The sequence below is a fragment of the Citrobacter sp. CK199 genome (genome assembly GCF_030333285.1).
Lineage (GTDB): Bacteria > Pseudomonadota > Gammaproteobacteria > Enterobacterales > Enterobacteriaceae > Citrobacter_B > Citrobacter_B koseri.
The window spans coordinates 167,725-184,182 of the sequence record NZ_JAOWGF010000021.1 but is presented as its reverse complement, the minus strand read 5'-3'; the positions used below and the strand labels follow the sequence as shown (position 1 = coordinate 184,182).

The following is a 16,458-nucleotide window of genomic DNA, read 5'->3' as shown; positions in this document are numbered from 1 at the left end:
CTGTGTATATCGGGCTGATGAATGCCAGGCCGGATAAGGCGTCAGCCGCCATCCGGCACAACAGGAACTTACTCTTCTTCGTCGCGCAGCGGAACAATCAGCATGTCGACATGCACGGTATTAATCAACTGGCGTGCTGAAGACATCAGTTTGCTCCAGAAGTCCTGATGATGACCGCAAACGACCAGATCCATATCGTATTTTTTGATCGCGTCAACCAGTACCTGACCCAGATCGCCGCTGCCGCTCAGGGTTTCGGTGATAGGGTAACCGGCATTGGTGGAAAGTTCGGTCAGCGCATGGTGTGTTTCTTCAGAGATGCGTTTTTGCATATCACCCAGATTCACGTCGATCAGGCCGGTGTACAGGTCAGAGTAATTGACATCAACGTGGATAAGAGAGACTTTCGCGTTGTAAGGACGCGCCATTGAAACCGCTTTTTCTACCAGAACTTTACTTTCCGGGGAAAGGTCAACCGCGATGAGAATGTGTTTGTAAGCCATAGTGTTACTCCTTCCATAAGTTGTCGATGACTAGCCAGCTAGCGTTTCTTGTGCCGCCGCGTCACCCGCGTCCTGCGAACTACAGCGCGGGGCTAGCCCAGCCGAGAAGTGAATGTAAAGACTATCCTTACATTATAGCGACCTGGATAATCCGTCAATCCGCCTTGCTTGCCAATCAGTTAAACAAAATTTTCAGTTAATTGCATTGATAGCGGTTAACCTTCTGGCAAAAAAATTAACTGATCTCCTACACTATTTAATAGAGCCGTTCGGATGCAGGGCACTGGCGTGAACGGTTTAGCAGGACTCTTTCACTGAACTGTCTGGCTGAGTATCGGGGGAGCGGTAGTCCCGGAGAGGAGCTCCGTGGGCGGGTCGCCGGGGAGGAGGTATGATAAGCACCGTCGCATTATTCTGGGCTTTATGTGTCGTTTGCATTGTTAATATGGCGCGCTATTTCTCATCGTTACGCGCGCTGTTAGTGGTACTGCGTGGTTGCGATCCATTGCTCTACCAATATGTGGATGGAGGTGGCTTCTTTACCTCGCATGGTCAACCCAACAAACAGATGCGTCTGGTGTGGTATATCTACGCGCAACGTTATCGCGATCACCACGATGATGAATTCATCCGCCGTTGTGAACGCGTTCGCGGCCAGTTCATCCTCACCAGCGCATTATGCGGTCTGGTGCTGATCAGTATGGTTGCGCTGTTGATTTGGCACTGAGCAAAAAAAGCGGGTCAGTTTCCTGACCCGCTCAATACGGTTGATTCTGCATTCCTTTGCCTGATGGCGCGTCGCTTTAAGGCCTACGTGCTGCGTTTTTGTAGGCCGGATAAGGCATCGCCGCCATCCGGCACGGTCGCGCTTAGATAATCTTCAGCGAGATCCAGTACAGCACGCCGGACAGAATAATCGCCGCTGGCAGGGTAAACACCCAGGCCATCAGAATGCTGGTGACCGTTTTGCGCTGTAGACCGCCACCGTCCACAACCATTGTCCCCGCGACGGAGGAAGAAAGGACGTGCGTGGTGGATACCGGCATACCGGTGTAGCTGGCGAGACCGATAGAGACTGCGGCCGTCATCTGCGCCGACATCCCTTGCGCATAGGTCATGCCTTTCTTACCAATCTTCTCACCGATGGTAGTCGCCACGCGGCGCCAGCCGATCATGGTGCCAATACCCAGCGCCAGCGCGACGGCCATGATTATCCAGATCGGCGCGTACTCAATGGTGCTCAGCATATCGGTTTTCAGTTTTTTCAGCAGACGCTGGTCGTCATTGCTTACGCCAGGCAGCTTCACGACTTTATCGGTCGTGTCGGAGATGCACAGCATAATGCGACGCAGCTGACTACGCTGGTCAACGCTTAACGTGTCGTAGCTTTCCAGATTCGCCAGCATACCTTTCGCGCGATCAAGCGCGTTGATGGTATTCGCCGGGTGGCAATGGAACTCTGCGGGTTCTGTCGCGCCCGGTTCCGGTGCGGGAATCAGCTGATCCACGCCGGTGACTTTTTTCAGCAGATCAGGGTGCTGCTGGAAGTACGTTTCGACGTTGTTGATGGCGTCGCGGGTACGGGTAATTTCATAGCCGGATGCGTTCATATTGACGACGAAGCCCGCAGGCGCCACGCCAATCAGAACCAGCATGACCAGACCAATGCCTTTCTGACCATCGTTAGCGCCATGAGAGAACGCCACGCCAATAGCCGAGAGGATAAGTGCGATACGCGTCCAGAATGGCGGCTTTTTCTTACCGTCTTTCTTTTCACGTTCAGCAGGGGTCAGGTGGATACGTGCGCGCTTTTTAGTGCCGCTCCAGTAGCGACGCAGCAAAAAGATCAGACCGCCAGCAAACACCAGGCCTACGATAGGGGAGACAATCAATGACCCAAAGATATTGATAACTTTAGGTATATTTAGCGCATCCACCACTGAAGTGCCGGTCATCATTGCATTGGTTAAACCGATACCAATGATGGCGCCAATCAGCGTATGGGAACTGGAGGCAGGAAGACCAAAGTACCATGTACCGAGGTTCCAGATAATGGCCGCCAGCAACATAGAGAACACCATAGCGAGGCCATGTGCGGAACCCATGTTAAGCAGCAAATCCGTAGGCAACATATGCACGATGGCATAGGCTACACTCAGACCGCCCAGTAGAACGCCAAAGAAGTTAAAGACCGCAGCCATAACAACCGCCAGTTGCGAACGCATCGCACGGGTATAAATCACGGTTGCCACTGCGTTGGCTGTATCATGGAAGCCGTTAATCGCTTCGTAGAACAGCACAAAAGCCAGAGCAAGCAATAATAAAAGCCCGGTATGTAAATCCAGGCCAGCAAACAAATGTAGCATAGGACGTTACGCCATTTTGAGGACATGAACGCGGCGCATTATCAGTGACTTTCGCGGCGCGGGCAAAGTGAAATATAGACTTTTTTTGATATAACGCCTGCTTAATGTCATGCCACTAAAGAATTATCTTATAGAATTCAATTAAATACTCATATCCATCGATTTTGTCGCTGGTGCGACCACTGAGGAATCTTTACAATTCACGCCCTGTTTTCAGAGAGGATCGCAAAGTGGAAAGGTTTGATGCCGTTATTATAGGCGCTGGCGCGGCGGGTATGTTCTGTGCGGCGCAGGCCGGTCAGGCGGGGCGCCGCGTGCTGCTCGTCGATAATGGTAAAAAACCGGGGCGTAAGATCCTGATGTCCGGCGGCGGGCGCTGCAACTTCACGAATCTGTATGTCGAACCTGCTGCCTATCTGAGCCAGAACCCCCATTTCTGCAAATCGGCGCTGGCGCGTTACACCCAGTGGGACTTTATCGATCTGGTGGGCAAACACGGCATCGCCTGGCATGAAAAAACGCTCGGCCAGCTGTTCTGCGACGACTCTGCGCAGCAAATTGTCGATATGCTGGTGGAGGAATGCGAAAAGGGCAACGTGACGATGCGCCTGCGCAGCGAAGTGCTCAGTATTGCGCGTGATGACGAAGGGTTTACCCTGGAACTGAACGGCATGACGGTCGCGGCGAAAAAAGTGGTGATCGCCACGGGCGGTCTCTCCATGCCGGGTCTGGGCGCGTCGCCGTTGGGTTATAAAATTGCTGAACAGTTTGGTCTGGATGTCCTGCCGACCCGCGCCGGGCTGGTGCCCTTCACGTTGCATAAACCGCTGCTGGAGCAGCTTCAGGTGTTATCCGGCGTTTCGGTGCCTGCGGTGATCGCGGCGCAGGACGGTACGGTATTCCGTGAAAATCTGCTCTTTACCCACCGTGGGCTATCAGGCCCGGCGGTTTTACAGATTTCGAGTTTCTGGCAGCCCGGCGAATTTGTCAGCATCAATTTGCTGCCGGAGGTCGATCCTGATGATTTCCTCAATGAACAACGTTGCGCGCACCCGAATCAAAGCCTGAAAAATACGCTGGCGATGCAGTTGCCGAAGCGCCTGGTGGAATGTTTACAGCAGCTTGGGCAAATCCCGGATGTTTCCCTGAAACAGTTGAACGCACGCGAGCAGCAAGCGCTGATTGAAACGCTGACCGAATGGCGCGTACAGCCTAACGGTACGGAAGGCTATCGCACGGCGGAAGTGACGCTTGGTGGTGTGAACACCGATGAACTTTCTTCGCGCACGATGGAGGCCCGAAAAGTGCCGGGGCTTTATTTTATCGGCGAGGTGATGGATGTCACCGGTTGGCTGGGGGGCTACAACTTCCAGTGGGCCTGGTCGAGCGCGTGGGCATGTGCGCAGGCGCTGAGCGAAGGATAACGGGTTTGCCCGACCAGAGAGCGGTCGGGCGCAGTTGTCAGTTCAGGCCAAGAAAATACTGGGCGATTTTAAAGTAGATAATCAGTCCGGTGCCGTCGATCAGCGTGGCGATAAACGGCGCAGAGACCACCGCAGGGTCGATGCCGATGCGCTTGAGCACCATCGGGATCACTGATGACACCACCGCGCTCCACAGCGTAATGCATACCAGCGTCAGGCTGACGATCAGCGTGATTTCCACGCCGATACCCATCATCCAGGCGCGCAGACAACCCGCCAGGCCCAGCGTTATGGCGATCAGCAGCGAGGTCGACGCCTCTTTGCGAATGACCCGCCCCATGTCGCGCAGCCGCACTTCGCCCAGCGCCATTGCGCGCACCAGCGTAGAGGTTATTTGCGTGCCGCTGTTGCCGCCGGTGCCAATCAGCAGGGGGATGAAGAAGGCCAGCGCAATTGCTGACTCCAGCGCCTCTTCGAAATGTTGCAGTACGCTACTGGTATAGGCTTCCGCCACAAACAGCAACAGCAGCCACACAGAACGTTTCTTCCACAGCGTCCACGGGCTGATGTCCAGATACGGTTTCTCCAGCGGCAGCGTCGCCCCCTGGCGCTGCACGTCTTCAGTGACGTCATCTTCCAGAAGATGGGCAATCTCTTTTTCCATCAGGCAGCCGACCAGCTCGCCTTTATCGACGACCGGCACCAGATCGAGCTGGCGTTCGGTCAGCTCGGCAATGATGTGTGGACGTTCGTCGTCGGGTTTGACGCGAAACAGGCAACTGTCCATTAAGGCGCGGATAGATTGCGCTGTGTCGCTTGCCTGCAAAAGTTTCTTGATGGATAAAACCCCGCGCAGCTGTTTTTCCGCAACCACAAACACCTGGCCGGGAATATCATCTGAGGTGAGTTGCGACACAAAGAATTCACGCGCCTCATGAACGCTGAGATGATCCGGCAGCGTAATAAAATCGGTACGCATATATTGCGCGATAGCATCGCCGTCAAAAGCCGGAGCCGGGTGATGTGCGTTGCAAACGTGGATGGATGACATTGATGTAATTCCCTATAAAAAGCTCTCATAGGGGCGAACAAGACAGGATGAGCACAGGCAGATCCCTACGTCCTGGTTTTAGCACTGCACAACGTATCTGTCCGATAGTGATATCGTCAGAAGTTACCTTGGCAACACCTTGATTCGATGGATGCCTGTATTTCCCTGAGTGGTCTCTCTCGATACCAGCAGGGCGGTAACTTATATTTGTGCAGGAGCCTCGCCATAACGAGATCGATAAAATGAGCCGCCAGTATAGAGAATGTTAACCATTCACAATGTTTATAATTTAGATGGTTTATCAACGGTTGATATACCACATTGTCTCTCCGCCAATAAAAGCCAGCGAAACCCATTAAAGAATGAAGTGAATAGACATCACGGGTATTGGTGTTAGTATTTCATTGATAGTACATATGAGTATGCGTGTTTCATTTACGGCCAGGAACGCTGATGATGACAACATTAGTACCCGTTTTTCGAGCATTTCCGTCATTCACTTTCCTTTACGGCGAGCGCCGCGCTGACGCCTGCATGCCGTCTGGCCATTTTCTTTTTTTCCTTCTTATCCCGGATGGAATATCCCGCTGAACATGTGTTCGGGGGTGTTGTGACACGCATTGTTGGCTAACAGGGATCACGGCGGGTCGGATATGGACAAAATAAAGCGTCATCTGGTGTGGTGGAGTGTTGGCATCCTGGTGGCAATAGCAGCCGTAGCGTGGTGGATGCTACGTCCTGCTGGCGTACCGGATGGCTTTGCCGCCAGCAACGGCAGAATTGAGGCAACAGAAGTCGATATTGCCACCAAAATCGCCGGTCGAATTGACACCATTCTGGTGTCGGAAGGGCAGTTTGTGCGCCAGGGCGAGGTGCTGGCGAAGATGGACACCCGCGTGTTGCAGGAACAGCGGCTGGAAGCCATCGCGCAAATCAAAGAGGCTGAAAGCGCGGTTGCCGCCGCGCGCGCCCTGCTGGAGCAACGCCAGAGCGAAACGCGCGCCGCCCAGTCGGTGGTGAAGCAGCGTGAAGCCGAGCTGGATTCGGTCTCCAAACGTCATGTGCGTTCCCGCTCGCTGTCGCAGCGCGGTGCGGTTTCCGCTCAACAGCTGGATGACGATCGCGCCGCTGCCGAAAGCGCTCGCGCCGCGCTGGAATCCGCCAAAGCCCAGGTCTCTGCGACGAAAGCGGCGATTGAAGCGGCCCGCACCAGCATTATTCAGGCGCAGACCCGCGTAGACGCGGCGCAGGCTACCGAACGACGCATTGTGGCGGACATCGATGACAGTGAATTAAAAGCGCCGCGAGATGGCCGCGTCCAGTACCGCGTTGCCGAACCGGGAGAGGTGCTGTCTGCGGGCGGCCGGGTGCTGAATATGGTCGATCTCAGCGATGTCTACATGACCTTCTTCCTGCCGACCGAGCAGGCCGGCCTGCTGAAAATTGGCGGGGAAGCGCGCCTGGTGCTGGATGCCGCGCCCAGCCTGCGCATTCCGGCTACCATCAGTTTTGTCGCCAGCGTCGCGCAGTTCACGCCGAAAACCGTCGAAACCAGCGATGAACGGCTGAAGCTGATGTTCCGCGTGAAGGCGCGTATCCCGCCAGCGCTGTTACAGCAGCATCTGGAATACGTTAAAACCGGTTTGCCGGGTATGGCATGGGTGCGGCTGGATGAACAGCGTCCCTGGCCTGACGATCTGGCGGTGAGGCTACCGCAATGACGAACCTGGCGCGTCTTCCCATTCCTCCCGTGGCGCACCTTGACGGCGTGAGTCAGCATTACGGGGCAACGGTGGCGCTGAACAACATCACGCTGGATATCCCCGCTCGCTGTATGGTGGGGCTGATTGGCCCGGATGGCGTCGGTAAGTCGAGCCTGCTGTCGCTTATCTCCGGCGCGCGCGTTATCGAGCAGGGCAATGTGCGGGTGCTGGGCGGCGACATGCGCGACGCGACGCACCGCCGCAATGTCTGCCCACGGATAGCCTGGATGCCGCAGGGGCTGGGAAAGAACCTCTACCATACGCTGTCGGTGTATGAGAACGTCGATTTCTTCGCGCGTCTCTTCGGGCATGATAAAGCGGAGCGTGAAGCGCGAATTACCGATCTGCTGAACAGCACCGGGCTGGCGCCGTTTCGCGATCGCCCGGCGGGGAAGCTCTCGGGCGGCATGAAACAAAAACTGGGGCTGTGCTGCGCGCTGATCCATGACCCGGAACTGCTGATTCTTGACGAGCCTACCACCGGGGTTGACCCGCTTTCCCGCGCCCAGTTCTGGGCGTTGATCGACAGCATTCGTCAGCGGCAGACTAACATGAGCGTGCTGGTCGCCACGGCCTATATGGAAGAAGCCGAGCGTTTCGACTGGCTGGTGGCGATGAACGCAGGTGAAGTGATGGCGACGGGCAGTGCGCAAGAACTGCGGGACAAAACCGGCAGCGCCACGCTGGAGCAGGCGTTTATCGCCCTGTTGCCAGAGGCGCAGCGCCAGGCGCACAAACCCGTTGTTATCCCGCCTTATGATGCGACGCAGGAAGAGATCGCCATTGAGGCGAAAGATCTGACCATGCGGTTTGGCAATTTCGTCGCCGTCGATCACGTCAATTTCCGCATCCCGCGCGGAGAGATTTTTGGTTTTCTGGGCTCGAACGGCTGCGGCAAGTCCACCACCATGAAAATGCTCACCGGGCTGCTGCCTGCCAGTGAAGGGGAAGCCTGGCTGTTCGGACAATCGGTTGACCCGAAGGATATCGAAACCCGCCGCCGGGTGGGTTACATGTCGCAGGCGTTTTCACTCTACAGCGAGCTGACCGTGCGGCAAAACCTGGAGCTACATGCCCGCCTGTTCCACATCCCGGACGCAGAGATTCCGCAGCGCGTAGCGCAGATGAGCGAGCGTTTTATGCTCTCTGACGTCGAAGATATGCTGCCGGAAGCGCTGCCGCTCGGTATTCGCCAGCGCTTGTCGCTGGCGGTGGCGGTGATCCATCGCCCGGAAATGCTGATTCTGGATGAGCCGACCTCCGGCGTGGACCCGGTCGCCAGGGATATGTTCTGGCAGTTGATGGTGGATCTGTCGCGCCGGGATAAGGTGACCATTTTTATCTCCACCCACTTTATGAACGAAGCGGAACGCTGTGACCGCATGTCGCTGATGCACGCCGGAAAGGTGCTTGCCAGCGGCACGCCGCAGGAACTGGTAGAGCGGCGGGGCGCTGCCAGTCTTGAAGAGGCGTTTATCTCCTGGTTACAGGAAGCCGCAGGGCCAGCGCCAGTATCACCGCTGCCGCCAGCGGACGCGCCAGACGCGCATAAAACGAGTAAACCGCCGCGCCAGGGCTTTAGTCTGCGACGCCTGTTCAGCTACAGCCGCCGTGAAGCGCTGGAGCTGCGCCGCGATCCGGTACGATCAACGCTGGCCTTGCTGGGGACGGTCATTTTGATGCTGATCATGGGCTACGGTATCAGCATGGATGTGGAAAACCTGCGCTTTGCCGTGCTCGATCGCGATCGGACCGTCAGCAGTCAGGCCTGGTCGTTGAACCTGGCGGGGTCTCGCTATTTTATCGAGCAGTCGCCGCTCACCAGCTATGACGATCTTGACCGACGCATGCGCTCGGGCGAGGTGGCGGTCGCGATAGAACTTCCGCCCAATTTTGGACGGGATATCGCCCGCGGCACGCCGGTGCAGATTGGCGTGTGGGTAGATGGCGCAATGCCCAGCCGCGCGGAAACGGTAAGGGGATACGTACAGGCGATGCACCAGAGCTGGCTACAGGATGTGGCGAGCCGTCAGCCGAACGCCAGCAGCCAGGGCGGGCTGATGACTATTGAAACGCGCTATCGCTACAACCCGGATGTGAAAAGCCTGCCAGCGATTGTGCCGGCGGTGATCCCGCTGCTGTTGATGATGATCCCGTCGATGCTCAGCGCCCTGAGCGTGGTGCGTGAAAAAGAGCTGGGATCGATTATCAACTTGTATGTGACGCCGACCACCCGCAGCGAATTTTTACTCGGTAAACAGTTGCCGTACATCGCGCTGGGGATGCTGAACTTCCTGTTGCTCTGCGCGCTGTCGGTGTTTGTTTTTGGCGTGCCGCATAAGGGCAGCTTCCTGACGCTCACCCTGGCGGCGCTGCTTTACGTCACCATCGCCACCGGGATGGGGCTGCTGATTTCGACGTTTATGAAAAGCCAGATCGCCGCGATTTTCGGCACCTCGATCATTACGCTGATCCCGGCGACGCAATTCTCCGGGATGATCGACCCGGTGGCGTCGCTGGAAGGGCCGGGGAGATGGATCGGCGAGATCTACCCGACCAGCCATTTTCTGACGATCGCGCGCGGTACGTTCTCGAAAGCGCTGGATCTGATGGATCTCTGGCCGCTGTTCGTGCCGTTGGCGATCGCCATTCCGCTGGTGATTGGCCTGAGCGTATTGCTGCTGAAAAAACAGGAGGGGTGATGCGCCGATTACGCAATATTTATAACCTCGGCATCAAAGAGTTACGCAGCCTGCTGGGGGATAAGGCAATGCTGACGCTGATTGTCTTTGCCTTCACGATTTCGGTGTACTCCTCCGCCACCGTTCTGCCGGGTTCGCTGCACCTTGCGCCAATCGCGATTGCCGATATGGACCAATCTCAGCTGTCGAATCGCATTGTGAACAGCTTCTATCGCCCGTGGTTCCTGCCGCCGGAGATGATCACCGCCGATGAGATGGACGCCGGACTGGATGCCGGACGTTACACCTTTGCCGTCAATATTCCGCCCAATTTCCAACGGGATGTGCTGGCGGGGCGGCAGCCGGATATTCAGGTGAACGTCGATGCGACGCGCATGAGTCAGGCGTTTACCGGCAACAGCTATATCCAGAACATCATCAGCGGCGAGGTGAACAGCTTTGTGGCGCGTTACCGCGACAATAGCGAGCCGCTGGTCTCACTGGAAACCCGGATGCGCTTCAACCCGAATCTGGACCCGGCATGGTTCGGCGGCGTAATGGCGATTATTAATAACATCACCATGCTGGCGATTGTGCTGACCGGCTCGGCGCTAATCCGTGAACGGGAGCACGGGACGATTGAACACCTGCTGGTGATGCCGATTACCCCGTTTGAGATCATGATGGCGAAGGTCTGGTCGATGGGGCTGGTGGTGCTGGTGGTTTCCGGGCTGTCGCTGATGCTGATGGTAAAGGGGGCACTCGGCGTGCCGATTGAGGGCTCCATTCCGCTGTTTATGCTGGGGGTCGCGTTAAGCCTGTTCGCCACCACGTCTATCGGCATTTTTATGGGCACCCTGGCGCGTTCGATGCCGCAACTGGGGCTGCTGATGATTCTGGTGCTGCTGCCGTTGCAGATGCTCTCCGGCGGTTCCACGCCGCGTGAAAGTATGCCGCAGATGGTGCAGGACATCATGCTGACGATGCCGACCACTCACTTTGTCAGCCTCGCGCAGGCGATACTTTATCGCGGCGCCGGGTTTGGCATCGTCTGGCCGCAGTTTCTGACGCTGCTGGCGATCGGCAGCGCTTTCTTCCTGATAGCGCTACTGCGTTTCAGAAAGACGATTGGCACGATGGCGTAAACATTATTGCCGGATGGCGGCTACGCCTTATCCGGCCTGTGAACTACCAACGAAAACGGACGTAGGCCGGGCAAGCGAAGCGCCCCCGGCAACGAAACAGGCAATCACTCTTCCTTCGGCAAACACTGCAAATGACCGTGGCGCACGCCGCGCTGGGCGATGACGTCATCGGCAAAATGCTGAACGTCGCCCATGTCGCCTTTCAGTACGGCGATCTCCAGACAGTCGTCGTGATTAATGTGTACATGCAGCGTCGCCACCGACAAATCATGGTGATGATGCTGAGTGGAAACGATGCGGCTGGCTAAATCGCGTTTCTCATGCTCATAAACATACGAGAGCACCGCGAAGCCCTGGGTGCCGTGCTCCTGCGTGGCCTCCTGCGCCAGCGCGCCGCGCAGAATGTCACGAATCGCTTCGGAGCGGTTGTTGTAGCCCCGGCGCTGGCTCAGGCTATCCAGCGTTTCGAGTAAATCGTCATCGAGAGTAATAGTGACACGTTGCATCTGAATTAAACCTTTTCTGTCGCGCGATGGCGCACGGGAAATGCGGGAAGTACCGCATTTTGTAACACACGCCCGGCGTCAGAGGAAAAGGTTAATGTGTCACCTACGGTTCGCGTCTCAACAATCTGCCCTTCATCCATCACCATTACCCGGTGGCAAAAACGTTCCACCAGACGTAAATCGTGGGTGATAAACAGACAGGCGGTGCCGAACTGCTGTTGCAGCTTTTTGAGCAGACGAATGACGCCCGCCTGCAATACCAGATCGAGGTTGGAGACCGCTTCATCCAGAATCAGTAATTTGGGTTCGACCGCCAGCGCCCGCGCCAGGCAGACGCGCTGTAATTGCCCGCCGCTCAGCTGTGGCGGACGTTTATCCAGAAGCGTGTCGTCCAGATCCACCGCCCGCAGCATCTCGCTGGCGCGCGCGATTTGCTCGGCTCTGGAAAGCGACAGCAAATGGCGCATCGGTTCACGCAGGATCTCGCGTACGGTTTTACGCGGGTTTACTGCGCTGATTGAGTCCTGAAACACCATCTGGATATCACGGCGAAACGCTTTTTGTCTGGCCCGGTTAAGCGTGGAGAGCGGCTCGCCCTGCCAGCAGACACGGCCCTGCGTCGGCGATTCCAGCCCGACCAGCAGGCGGGCAAGCGTGCTTTTCCCGCAGCCGCTACGCCCCAATAACGCCACGGTTTCGCCGCTTTTCAGGCTTAATGACACCTCTTTCAGCACCGTGTGATGCTGATGTTTGCCGCTGAGGTTAGCGTGCGCGTATTGATGGGAAATACCGCTTACCGTCAGTAACGTCATGAGGCTAACTCCATACCGTACAGCGCGAGATGCGCCGAAACCAGATTACGCGTCACGCTATGCTGCGGGGTGCGGAATAACGTTTCCACGTCACCCAGTTCTACGATCTTGCCGTTGTCCATTACTGCCACATCGTCCGCCAGTCGCGCGACGACGCCCATATCATGAGTGACCAGCAGCATACCGGGCGCGCGGCTGCGCATAATGCTTTCCAGGAGATCGAGGATTCGTGCCTGGGCGACCACGTCCAGGTCGGTTGTTGGTTCGTCCGCGATGATGAACGGCGCGTCACACAGCAGCGCCATCGCAATCATCATGCGTTGCAGCATGCCGCCGCTCATCTCGAACGGGTAAAGCTTCAGCACCCGCGCGGCATTTTCCAGACCTACCGCCTCCAGTGCCGCGATAAGCGTGGCGTCATCCGCCGGTTTACCTGATGCCAGGCAGGTTTCTTTTGCGTGGGCCGCCATCGTGTGCAGCGGATTAAAGGCGCTGCGCGGGTTCTGCATGATGGTCGCGACCTTAATTCCACGCAGCTTGCAGGGGGAAATCGGCTGACCATCGGCCAGAATGGCGCCCGCTGTCTGACGCACGCCTGCGGGCAGGATGCCCAGCGTCGCCGCGCAGGTCAGCGATTTACCACTGCCGCTGCCGCCCACCAGCGCCAGTACGCGCCCGCGCCTGAGCGCTAACGACACGCCGTGCACCAACGGTCTGTCTGCTTGCAACACAATGTTTTGTAATTCAATTTGTTGTGGCATCAGTGGGCATGCTCCGTCACCAGATGAGGGTCGAGGTGATCGCGCAGGGCGTCACCCACCATGTTAAAGGCCATCACGCTGATAAACAGCGCCAGTCCCGGCCAGAACATCTGTAGCGGCTGAGTCCAGATATACTGGCGCGCATCGTTAATCATTACGCCCCATTCCGGCGTTGGCGCAGTGACGCCGAGGCCGAGGAATGACATCCCGGCGACGTGCAGCATCATATGGCCGATATCCAGCGTCGCCAGCACGAGCAGGGAGGGAATTACCGCCCCGGCCAGGTGGTCGATAAACACGCGCACATGCCCGGCGCCGGAAAGGCGCGAGGCGAGCACAAATTCACGCTGGCGCAGGGAGATCACCAGGCTGCGCACCATCCGCGCATACCAGGCCCAGTGCGACAGGGCGATTGCGATGATGACGTTGGTCAACCCCGTCCCCAACACGCCCACGAGGAAAAAAGAGAGGATGGAGGTCGGGAACGTCATAAAGATATCCGCGACGCGCATGGTGAACTGATCGACGCGACCGCCCATCAGCCCGGCGCTGCCGCCGACGATCAGCCCCAGCGCTAACACCAGCAACAAACAGGCGATTACGGAACCGAGCGAGACGCGGGTTGCCGCCAGCAGGCGGGAGAAAATATCGCGTCCCAGATGGTCGGTGCCCAGCCAGTGCTGGCTGTCCGGCGACAGTAAACGTGACGGTAAATCAATCGCCTGCGGATCGTACGGCAACCACCACTGGCTGGTGAGCGCGATGATCGCCAGCAAAGCGATAATGAGGAGCGCCAGGCGCACCGGCCAGCGTACAGAGAGAAAAAAATTCACGAATGCGCTCCTTCATGGCGACGAATGCGCGGGTCCAGCGCGGCGTTCAGCAGGTCAACAATCAGGTTACAGACCACGAAAACCACCACCATAATGAGCGTAAAGCACTGAATGACCGGGTAGTCGCGGTTAAAAATGGCTGACACCGCATAGCGCCCGACGCCCGGCCAGGCGAAGATGTTTTCGATAATCATCGTGCCGCCAATCAGTTCGCCAATGTGCATCCCGACGGCGGTAATCATGGGTAGCGACGCGTTACGCAGAATATGGCGGCGCTCGGTTTGTTTCGCGTTCAGGCCGCGCAGACGCGCCCATGTGACGTGGCGCTGACCGGCGACTTCCAGCATGCTGGCGCGCAGCAGGCGGGCGTTAATCGCCAGCGACATAAACGCAATCGACACCGCAGGCAGAATGATGTGCTGCCAGCCGCCGTAGCCCATTGCCGGTAGCCACTTTAAATACACCGAGAAGAACATCACCAGCAGGAAGGCGAGCCAGAAGTTGGGCATTGATACGCCGAGAAACGCGATCAGCCGCACGATGAAGTCCGGCAGACGGTCACGATGGCGCGCCGCCCAGATCCCCAGCGGTACAGACGTGAGCAGGATCAGCACCAGCGCCGCGCCCGCCAGCTGTAGCGTGGCGGGCAGAAAGTTCAGTACGTCCTCCAGCACCGGGCGCTGAGTGGCGAAAGAGATGCCAAAATCCAGATGCAGCGCTTTCCACAGCCAGGAGCCGTACTGCACGACCAGCGGTTGATCCAACCCCAGCATAACCCGCGTGGAGGCGACCATCTCTGGCGTTGGCGGTAAGTTAGAGAGCCGCAGATAGTCGAGCGCCGGGTCGCCGGTGCCCATGCGCAGCATTAAAAAGATAATTACCGACGCGGCGAAAATCATCGGGATCAGCAGCAAAATGCGCCGCACAATATAACGCAGCATCAGGGTTTCACCGGGTTGATCTGTTCAAATGGGATCTCGGAGGTAATGGGCGCATAAGGAATTTTCCCCAGCCCGGGTTTCGCCACCACCATCATCGACATATAGCTGATGGGCAGATACACCGCATCGTTATGCAGACGCGTCAGGATGTCGCGATACAGAGACTTACGCTGCGCCTCATCGGTGGTGGTGAGCACCTCGCCAATTTCTTTATCAATTTGCGCTTTGTCCGGCAGCCCGAGCTGCGCCTGATAATCGGCGTGGGACGGTACGCGCATTGAGCTCATAAACGCATGCGGATCGTATGGCGCGCCCCAGGTGCGGGAGAAAATCATCCCGAAACGGCCATCGCGCATACGGGCATAAATACTGCTCTCTTCCTCGCCTACCAGCGACACATCGACGCCCACTTTGCGCATATCGGCCTGGATGATTTCCGCCATCGATTTGCTCAGCGCGTCGGTGCCGATATAGGCCAGCTCAACGTGTAGCGGCTGACCGGCTTTTTCACGAATGGTTTTCCCGGCAGGCAATGTCCAGCCCGTTTTTTCCAGCAGCGTGTTAGCCTGTTGGGGATCGTACTGGCGTGGTTTCAGGCCAATGTCGGCGTAAGGCACGGAGGGGGCAAACAGCGTATCGGCGATCTGCTGGGTGCCGTACAGGGCATTATCGATCAGCGATTTTTTATTTACCGCATAGTTCAGCGCTTCACGCACCGCCAGTTCGTTGGTTGGCGCTTTGGCGGAGTTCAGCGCCAGCATGACGGTCTCAACCGGCTCGGAAAGCTGGGTACGGTATTCCGGCGTCTGGCTGAAACGGGCGAAGGTATCGAGCGGCAGCAGTCCTTCATTGCCATACAGCAGGTCAATATCGCCGGTCTCAAAGGCCACCGCGCGGGTCGTTGGGTCCGGGATCACTTTAATCGTTATCTGGCGGATCGCGGGTTTCTCGCCCCAGTAGTGGTCATTGCGTACCAGCACGTCGTACTGGTTGAGCTTCGACGCTTTCAGAACCCACGGCCCGGTTCCGACAGGCGCTTTAATGCCGTTCATCGTTTCGTTATTTTTAAACTGGGACGGGGCGATAAAGCGGAAAGGGCGCGGCAGGGCGAGTTCTTGCAGGAAAGGATAATAGGCGCTTTTCAGGGTGATTTGCAGTTCGGTTTTACTCAGCGCTTTGACGTCGGTGATTTGGTTCGTCAGCTCCAGCCAGGCATGGCGCTGGCGGTTATCAAGCACCGCGCGGAAGTTCTCTGCTGCGGCCTGGGCGTCAAATGCTTCGCCGTTAGAGAAGGTTACGTCATCGCGCAGCGTAAACACCCAGGTTTTGCCATCTGCCGAGTGGGTCCAGCTTTTTGCCAGCCAGGGTTTTACTGAACCATCCGCCTGATACTTCACCAGCGGTTCATACACCATGCTCTGGGCGAACATCTGGTTAGGCGTATAAAGGTGCGGGTTTAGCGGCCCTACGTTTACCGGCCATGCGGTGGTTATCTCGTCAGGTGCGGCGGCATGCGCGAGGAATGACGCACAGGCCAGCAGCGCAAAAAGTGTGCGGCGTAGTCTGGACAAAATGGTGGCCCCGATTAAAAAGAGGTACGACTAAATGAGTATGACGATTCTAAAGATTCATCATACTTTTGACGTGTTCTGGATCAATAGTTGGGCGGTCA

Annotated in this window: 14 protein-coding genes and 1 riboswitch; of the genes, 5 read left to right on the top strand and 9 right to left on the bottom strand. The window is 57.1% G+C overall.

Translation table 11 applies throughout. From position 1 onward, the window contains the following. Positions 1-68 precede the first annotated feature (68 nt). A complete protein-coding gene (uspA, locus tag OGX75_RS02220; protein WP_000323571.1) occupies positions 69-503 on the bottom strand; it encodes a universal stress protein UspA in 435 nt (144 codons plus the stop codon). Positions 504-894: 391 nt separating this feature from the next. Here uspA and uspB point away from each other — a divergent pair, with 391 nt between their 5' ends. Further along, positions 895-1,230, top strand: coding sequence for a universal stress protein UspB (gene uspB / locus OGX75_RS02215; RefSeq protein WP_012135627.1), 336 nt, complete (start codon positions 895-897; stop codon positions 1,228-1,230). Positions 1,231-1,372: 142 nt separating this feature from the next. On the opposite strand, the gene pitA is transcribed toward uspB, so the two are convergent. Continuing rightward, positions 1,373-2,869 carry an inorganic phosphate transporter PitA gene (gene pitA, locus OGX75_RS02210; RefSeq protein WP_012135626.1) on the bottom strand — a complete coding sequence of 499 codons (1,497 nt, stop codon included), beginning with the start codon at positions 2,867-2,869 and terminating at the stop codon, positions 1,373-1,375. Positions 2,870-3,099: 230 nt separating this feature from the next. Here pitA and OGX75_RS02205 point away from each other — a divergent pair, with 230 nt between their 5' ends. Further along, positions 3,100-4,293, top strand: a complete 1,194-nt coding sequence (locus OGX75_RS02205) for a BaiN/RdsA family NAD(P)/FAD-dependent oxidoreductase (protein WP_286450988.1) — start codon at positions 3,100-3,102, stop codon at positions 4,291-4,293. Between the two features lie 37 nt (positions 4,294-4,330). Here the strand turns inward: OGX75_RS02205 and OGX75_RS02200 are convergent, their stop codons facing one another. Beyond that, positions 4,331-5,344, bottom strand: a complete 1,014-nt coding sequence (locus tag OGX75_RS02200) for a magnesium transporter (protein ID WP_049011520.1) — start codon at positions 5,342-5,344, stop codon at positions 4,331-4,333. Between the two features lie 56 nt (positions 5,345-5,400). Next, positions 5,401-5,584: riboswitch (M-box (ykoK) riboswitch) on the bottom strand. Between the two features lie 413 nt (positions 5,585-5,997). Between OGX75_RS02200 and OGX75_RS02195 the strand changes: the two genes are divergently transcribed. The 3 genes from OGX75_RS02195 to OGX75_RS02185 are packed head-to-tail and all read left to right on the top strand — an operon-like array spanning position 5,998 to position 10,933. After that, entirely contained in the window at positions 5,998-7,065 is a 1,068-nt protein-coding gene (locus tag OGX75_RS02195; protein WP_012135621.1) for an HlyD family secretion protein, read from the top strand. Beyond that, positions 7,062-9,809: a ribosome-associated ATPase/putative transporter RbbA gene (gene rbbA / locus OGX75_RS02190; protein ID WP_286450987.1), complete on the top strand. Its 2,748-nt coding sequence runs from the start codon at positions 7,062-7,064 to the stop codon at positions 9,807-9,809. The genes OGX75_RS02195 and rbbA overlap by 4 nt, the downstream gene beginning before the upstream one ends. Then, the gene (locus tag OGX75_RS02185; RefSeq protein WP_049011518.1) at positions 9,809-10,933 is read left to right on the top strand and encodes an ABC transporter permease; all 1,125 of its coding nucleotides are present in this window, start codon (positions 9,809-9,811) and stop codon (positions 10,931-10,933) included. Before rbbA ends, OGX75_RS02185 begins: the two co-directional genes overlap by 1 nt. Positions 10,934-11,037: 104 nt before the next feature. Here OGX75_RS02185 and nikR read toward each other — a convergent pair whose 3' ends face one another. The 6 genes from nikR to nikA are packed head-to-tail and all read right to left on the bottom strand — an operon-like array spanning position 11,038 to position 16,360. Further along, entirely contained in the window at positions 11,038-11,439 is a 402-nt protein-coding gene (nikR, locus tag OGX75_RS02180) for a nickel-responsive transcriptional regulator NikR (RefSeq protein WP_012135616.1), read from the bottom strand. A gap of 5 nt (positions 11,440-11,444) precedes the next feature. After that, the gene (gene nikE, locus OGX75_RS02175) at positions 11,445-12,251 is read right to left on the bottom strand and encodes a nickel import ATP-binding protein NikE (protein WP_047460469.1); all 807 of its coding nucleotides are present in this window, start codon (positions 12,249-12,251) and stop codon (positions 11,445-11,447) included. After that, complete coding sequence (nikD, locus tag OGX75_RS02170; protein ID WP_104868071.1) at positions 12,248-13,012, bottom strand: nickel import ATP-binding protein NikD; 765 nt, start codon at positions 13,010-13,012, stop codon at positions 12,248-12,250. The genes nikE and nikD overlap by 4 nt, the downstream gene beginning before the upstream one ends. Beyond that, positions 13,012-13,845 (bottom strand): nickel ABC transporter permease subunit NikC, encoded by an 834-nt coding sequence (gene nikC / locus OGX75_RS02165; RefSeq protein WP_115608734.1) that lies wholly within the window; start codon positions 13,843-13,845, stop codon positions 13,012-13,014. Before nikC ends, nikD begins: the two co-directional genes overlap by 1 nt. Beyond that, positions 13,842-14,786, bottom strand: a complete 945-nt coding sequence (gene nikB / locus OGX75_RS02160; RefSeq protein ID WP_012135612.1) for a nickel ABC transporter permease subunit NikB — start codon at positions 14,784-14,786, stop codon at positions 13,842-13,844. Before nikB ends, nikC begins: the two co-directional genes overlap by 4 nt. Continuing rightward, complete coding sequence (gene nikA / locus OGX75_RS02155; protein WP_286451058.1) at positions 14,786-16,360, bottom strand: nickel ABC transporter substrate-binding protein; 1,575 nt, start codon at positions 16,358-16,360, stop codon at positions 14,786-14,788. Before nikA ends, nikB begins: the two co-directional genes overlap by 1 nt. Positions 16,361-16,458 lie beyond the last annotated feature (98 nt).

What these genes read in the sequence shown, in the direction of transcription:
- uspA (WP_000323571.1), bottom strand. Translation starts at nt 503, where the DNA reads ATGGCTTACAAACACATTCTCATCGCGGTTGACCTTTCCCCGGAAAGT.
- uspB (WP_012135627.1), top strand. Translation starts at nt 895, where the DNA reads ATGATAAGCACCGTCGCATTATTCTGGGCTTTATGTGTCGTTTGCATT.
- pitA (WP_012135626.1), bottom strand. Translation starts at nt 2,869, where the DNA reads ATGCTACATTTGTTTGCTGGCCTGGATTTACATACCGGGCTTTTATTA.
- OGX75_RS02200 (WP_049011520.1), bottom strand. Translation starts at nt 5,344, where the DNA reads ATGTCATCCATCCACGTTTGCAACGCACATCACCCGGCTCCGGCTTTT.
- OGX75_RS02195 (WP_012135621.1), top strand. Translation starts at nt 5,998, where the DNA reads ATGGACAAAATAAAGCGTCATCTGGTGTGGTGGAGTGTTGGCATCCTG.
- rbbA (WP_286450987.1), top strand. Translation starts at nt 7,062, where the DNA reads ATGACGAACCTGGCGCGTCTTCCCATTCCTCCCGTGGCGCACCTTGAC.
- OGX75_RS02185 (WP_049011518.1), top strand. Translation starts at nt 9,809, where the DNA reads ATGCGCCGATTACGCAATATTTATAACCTCGGCATCAAAGAGTTACGC.
- nikR (WP_012135616.1), bottom strand. Translation starts at nt 11,439, where the DNA reads ATGCAACGTGTCACTATTACTCTCGATGACGATTTACTCGAAACGCTG.
- nikE (WP_047460469.1), bottom strand. Translation starts at nt 12,251, where the DNA reads ATGACGTTACTGACGGTAAGCGGTATTTCCCATCAATACGCGCACGCT.
- nikD (WP_104868071.1), bottom strand. Translation starts at nt 13,012, where the DNA reads ATGCCACAACAAATTGAATTACAAAACATTGTGTTGCAAGCAGACAGA.
- nikB (WP_012135612.1), bottom strand. Translation starts at nt 14,786, where the DNA reads ATGCTGCGTTATATTGTGCGGCGCATTTTGCTGCTGATCCCGATGATT.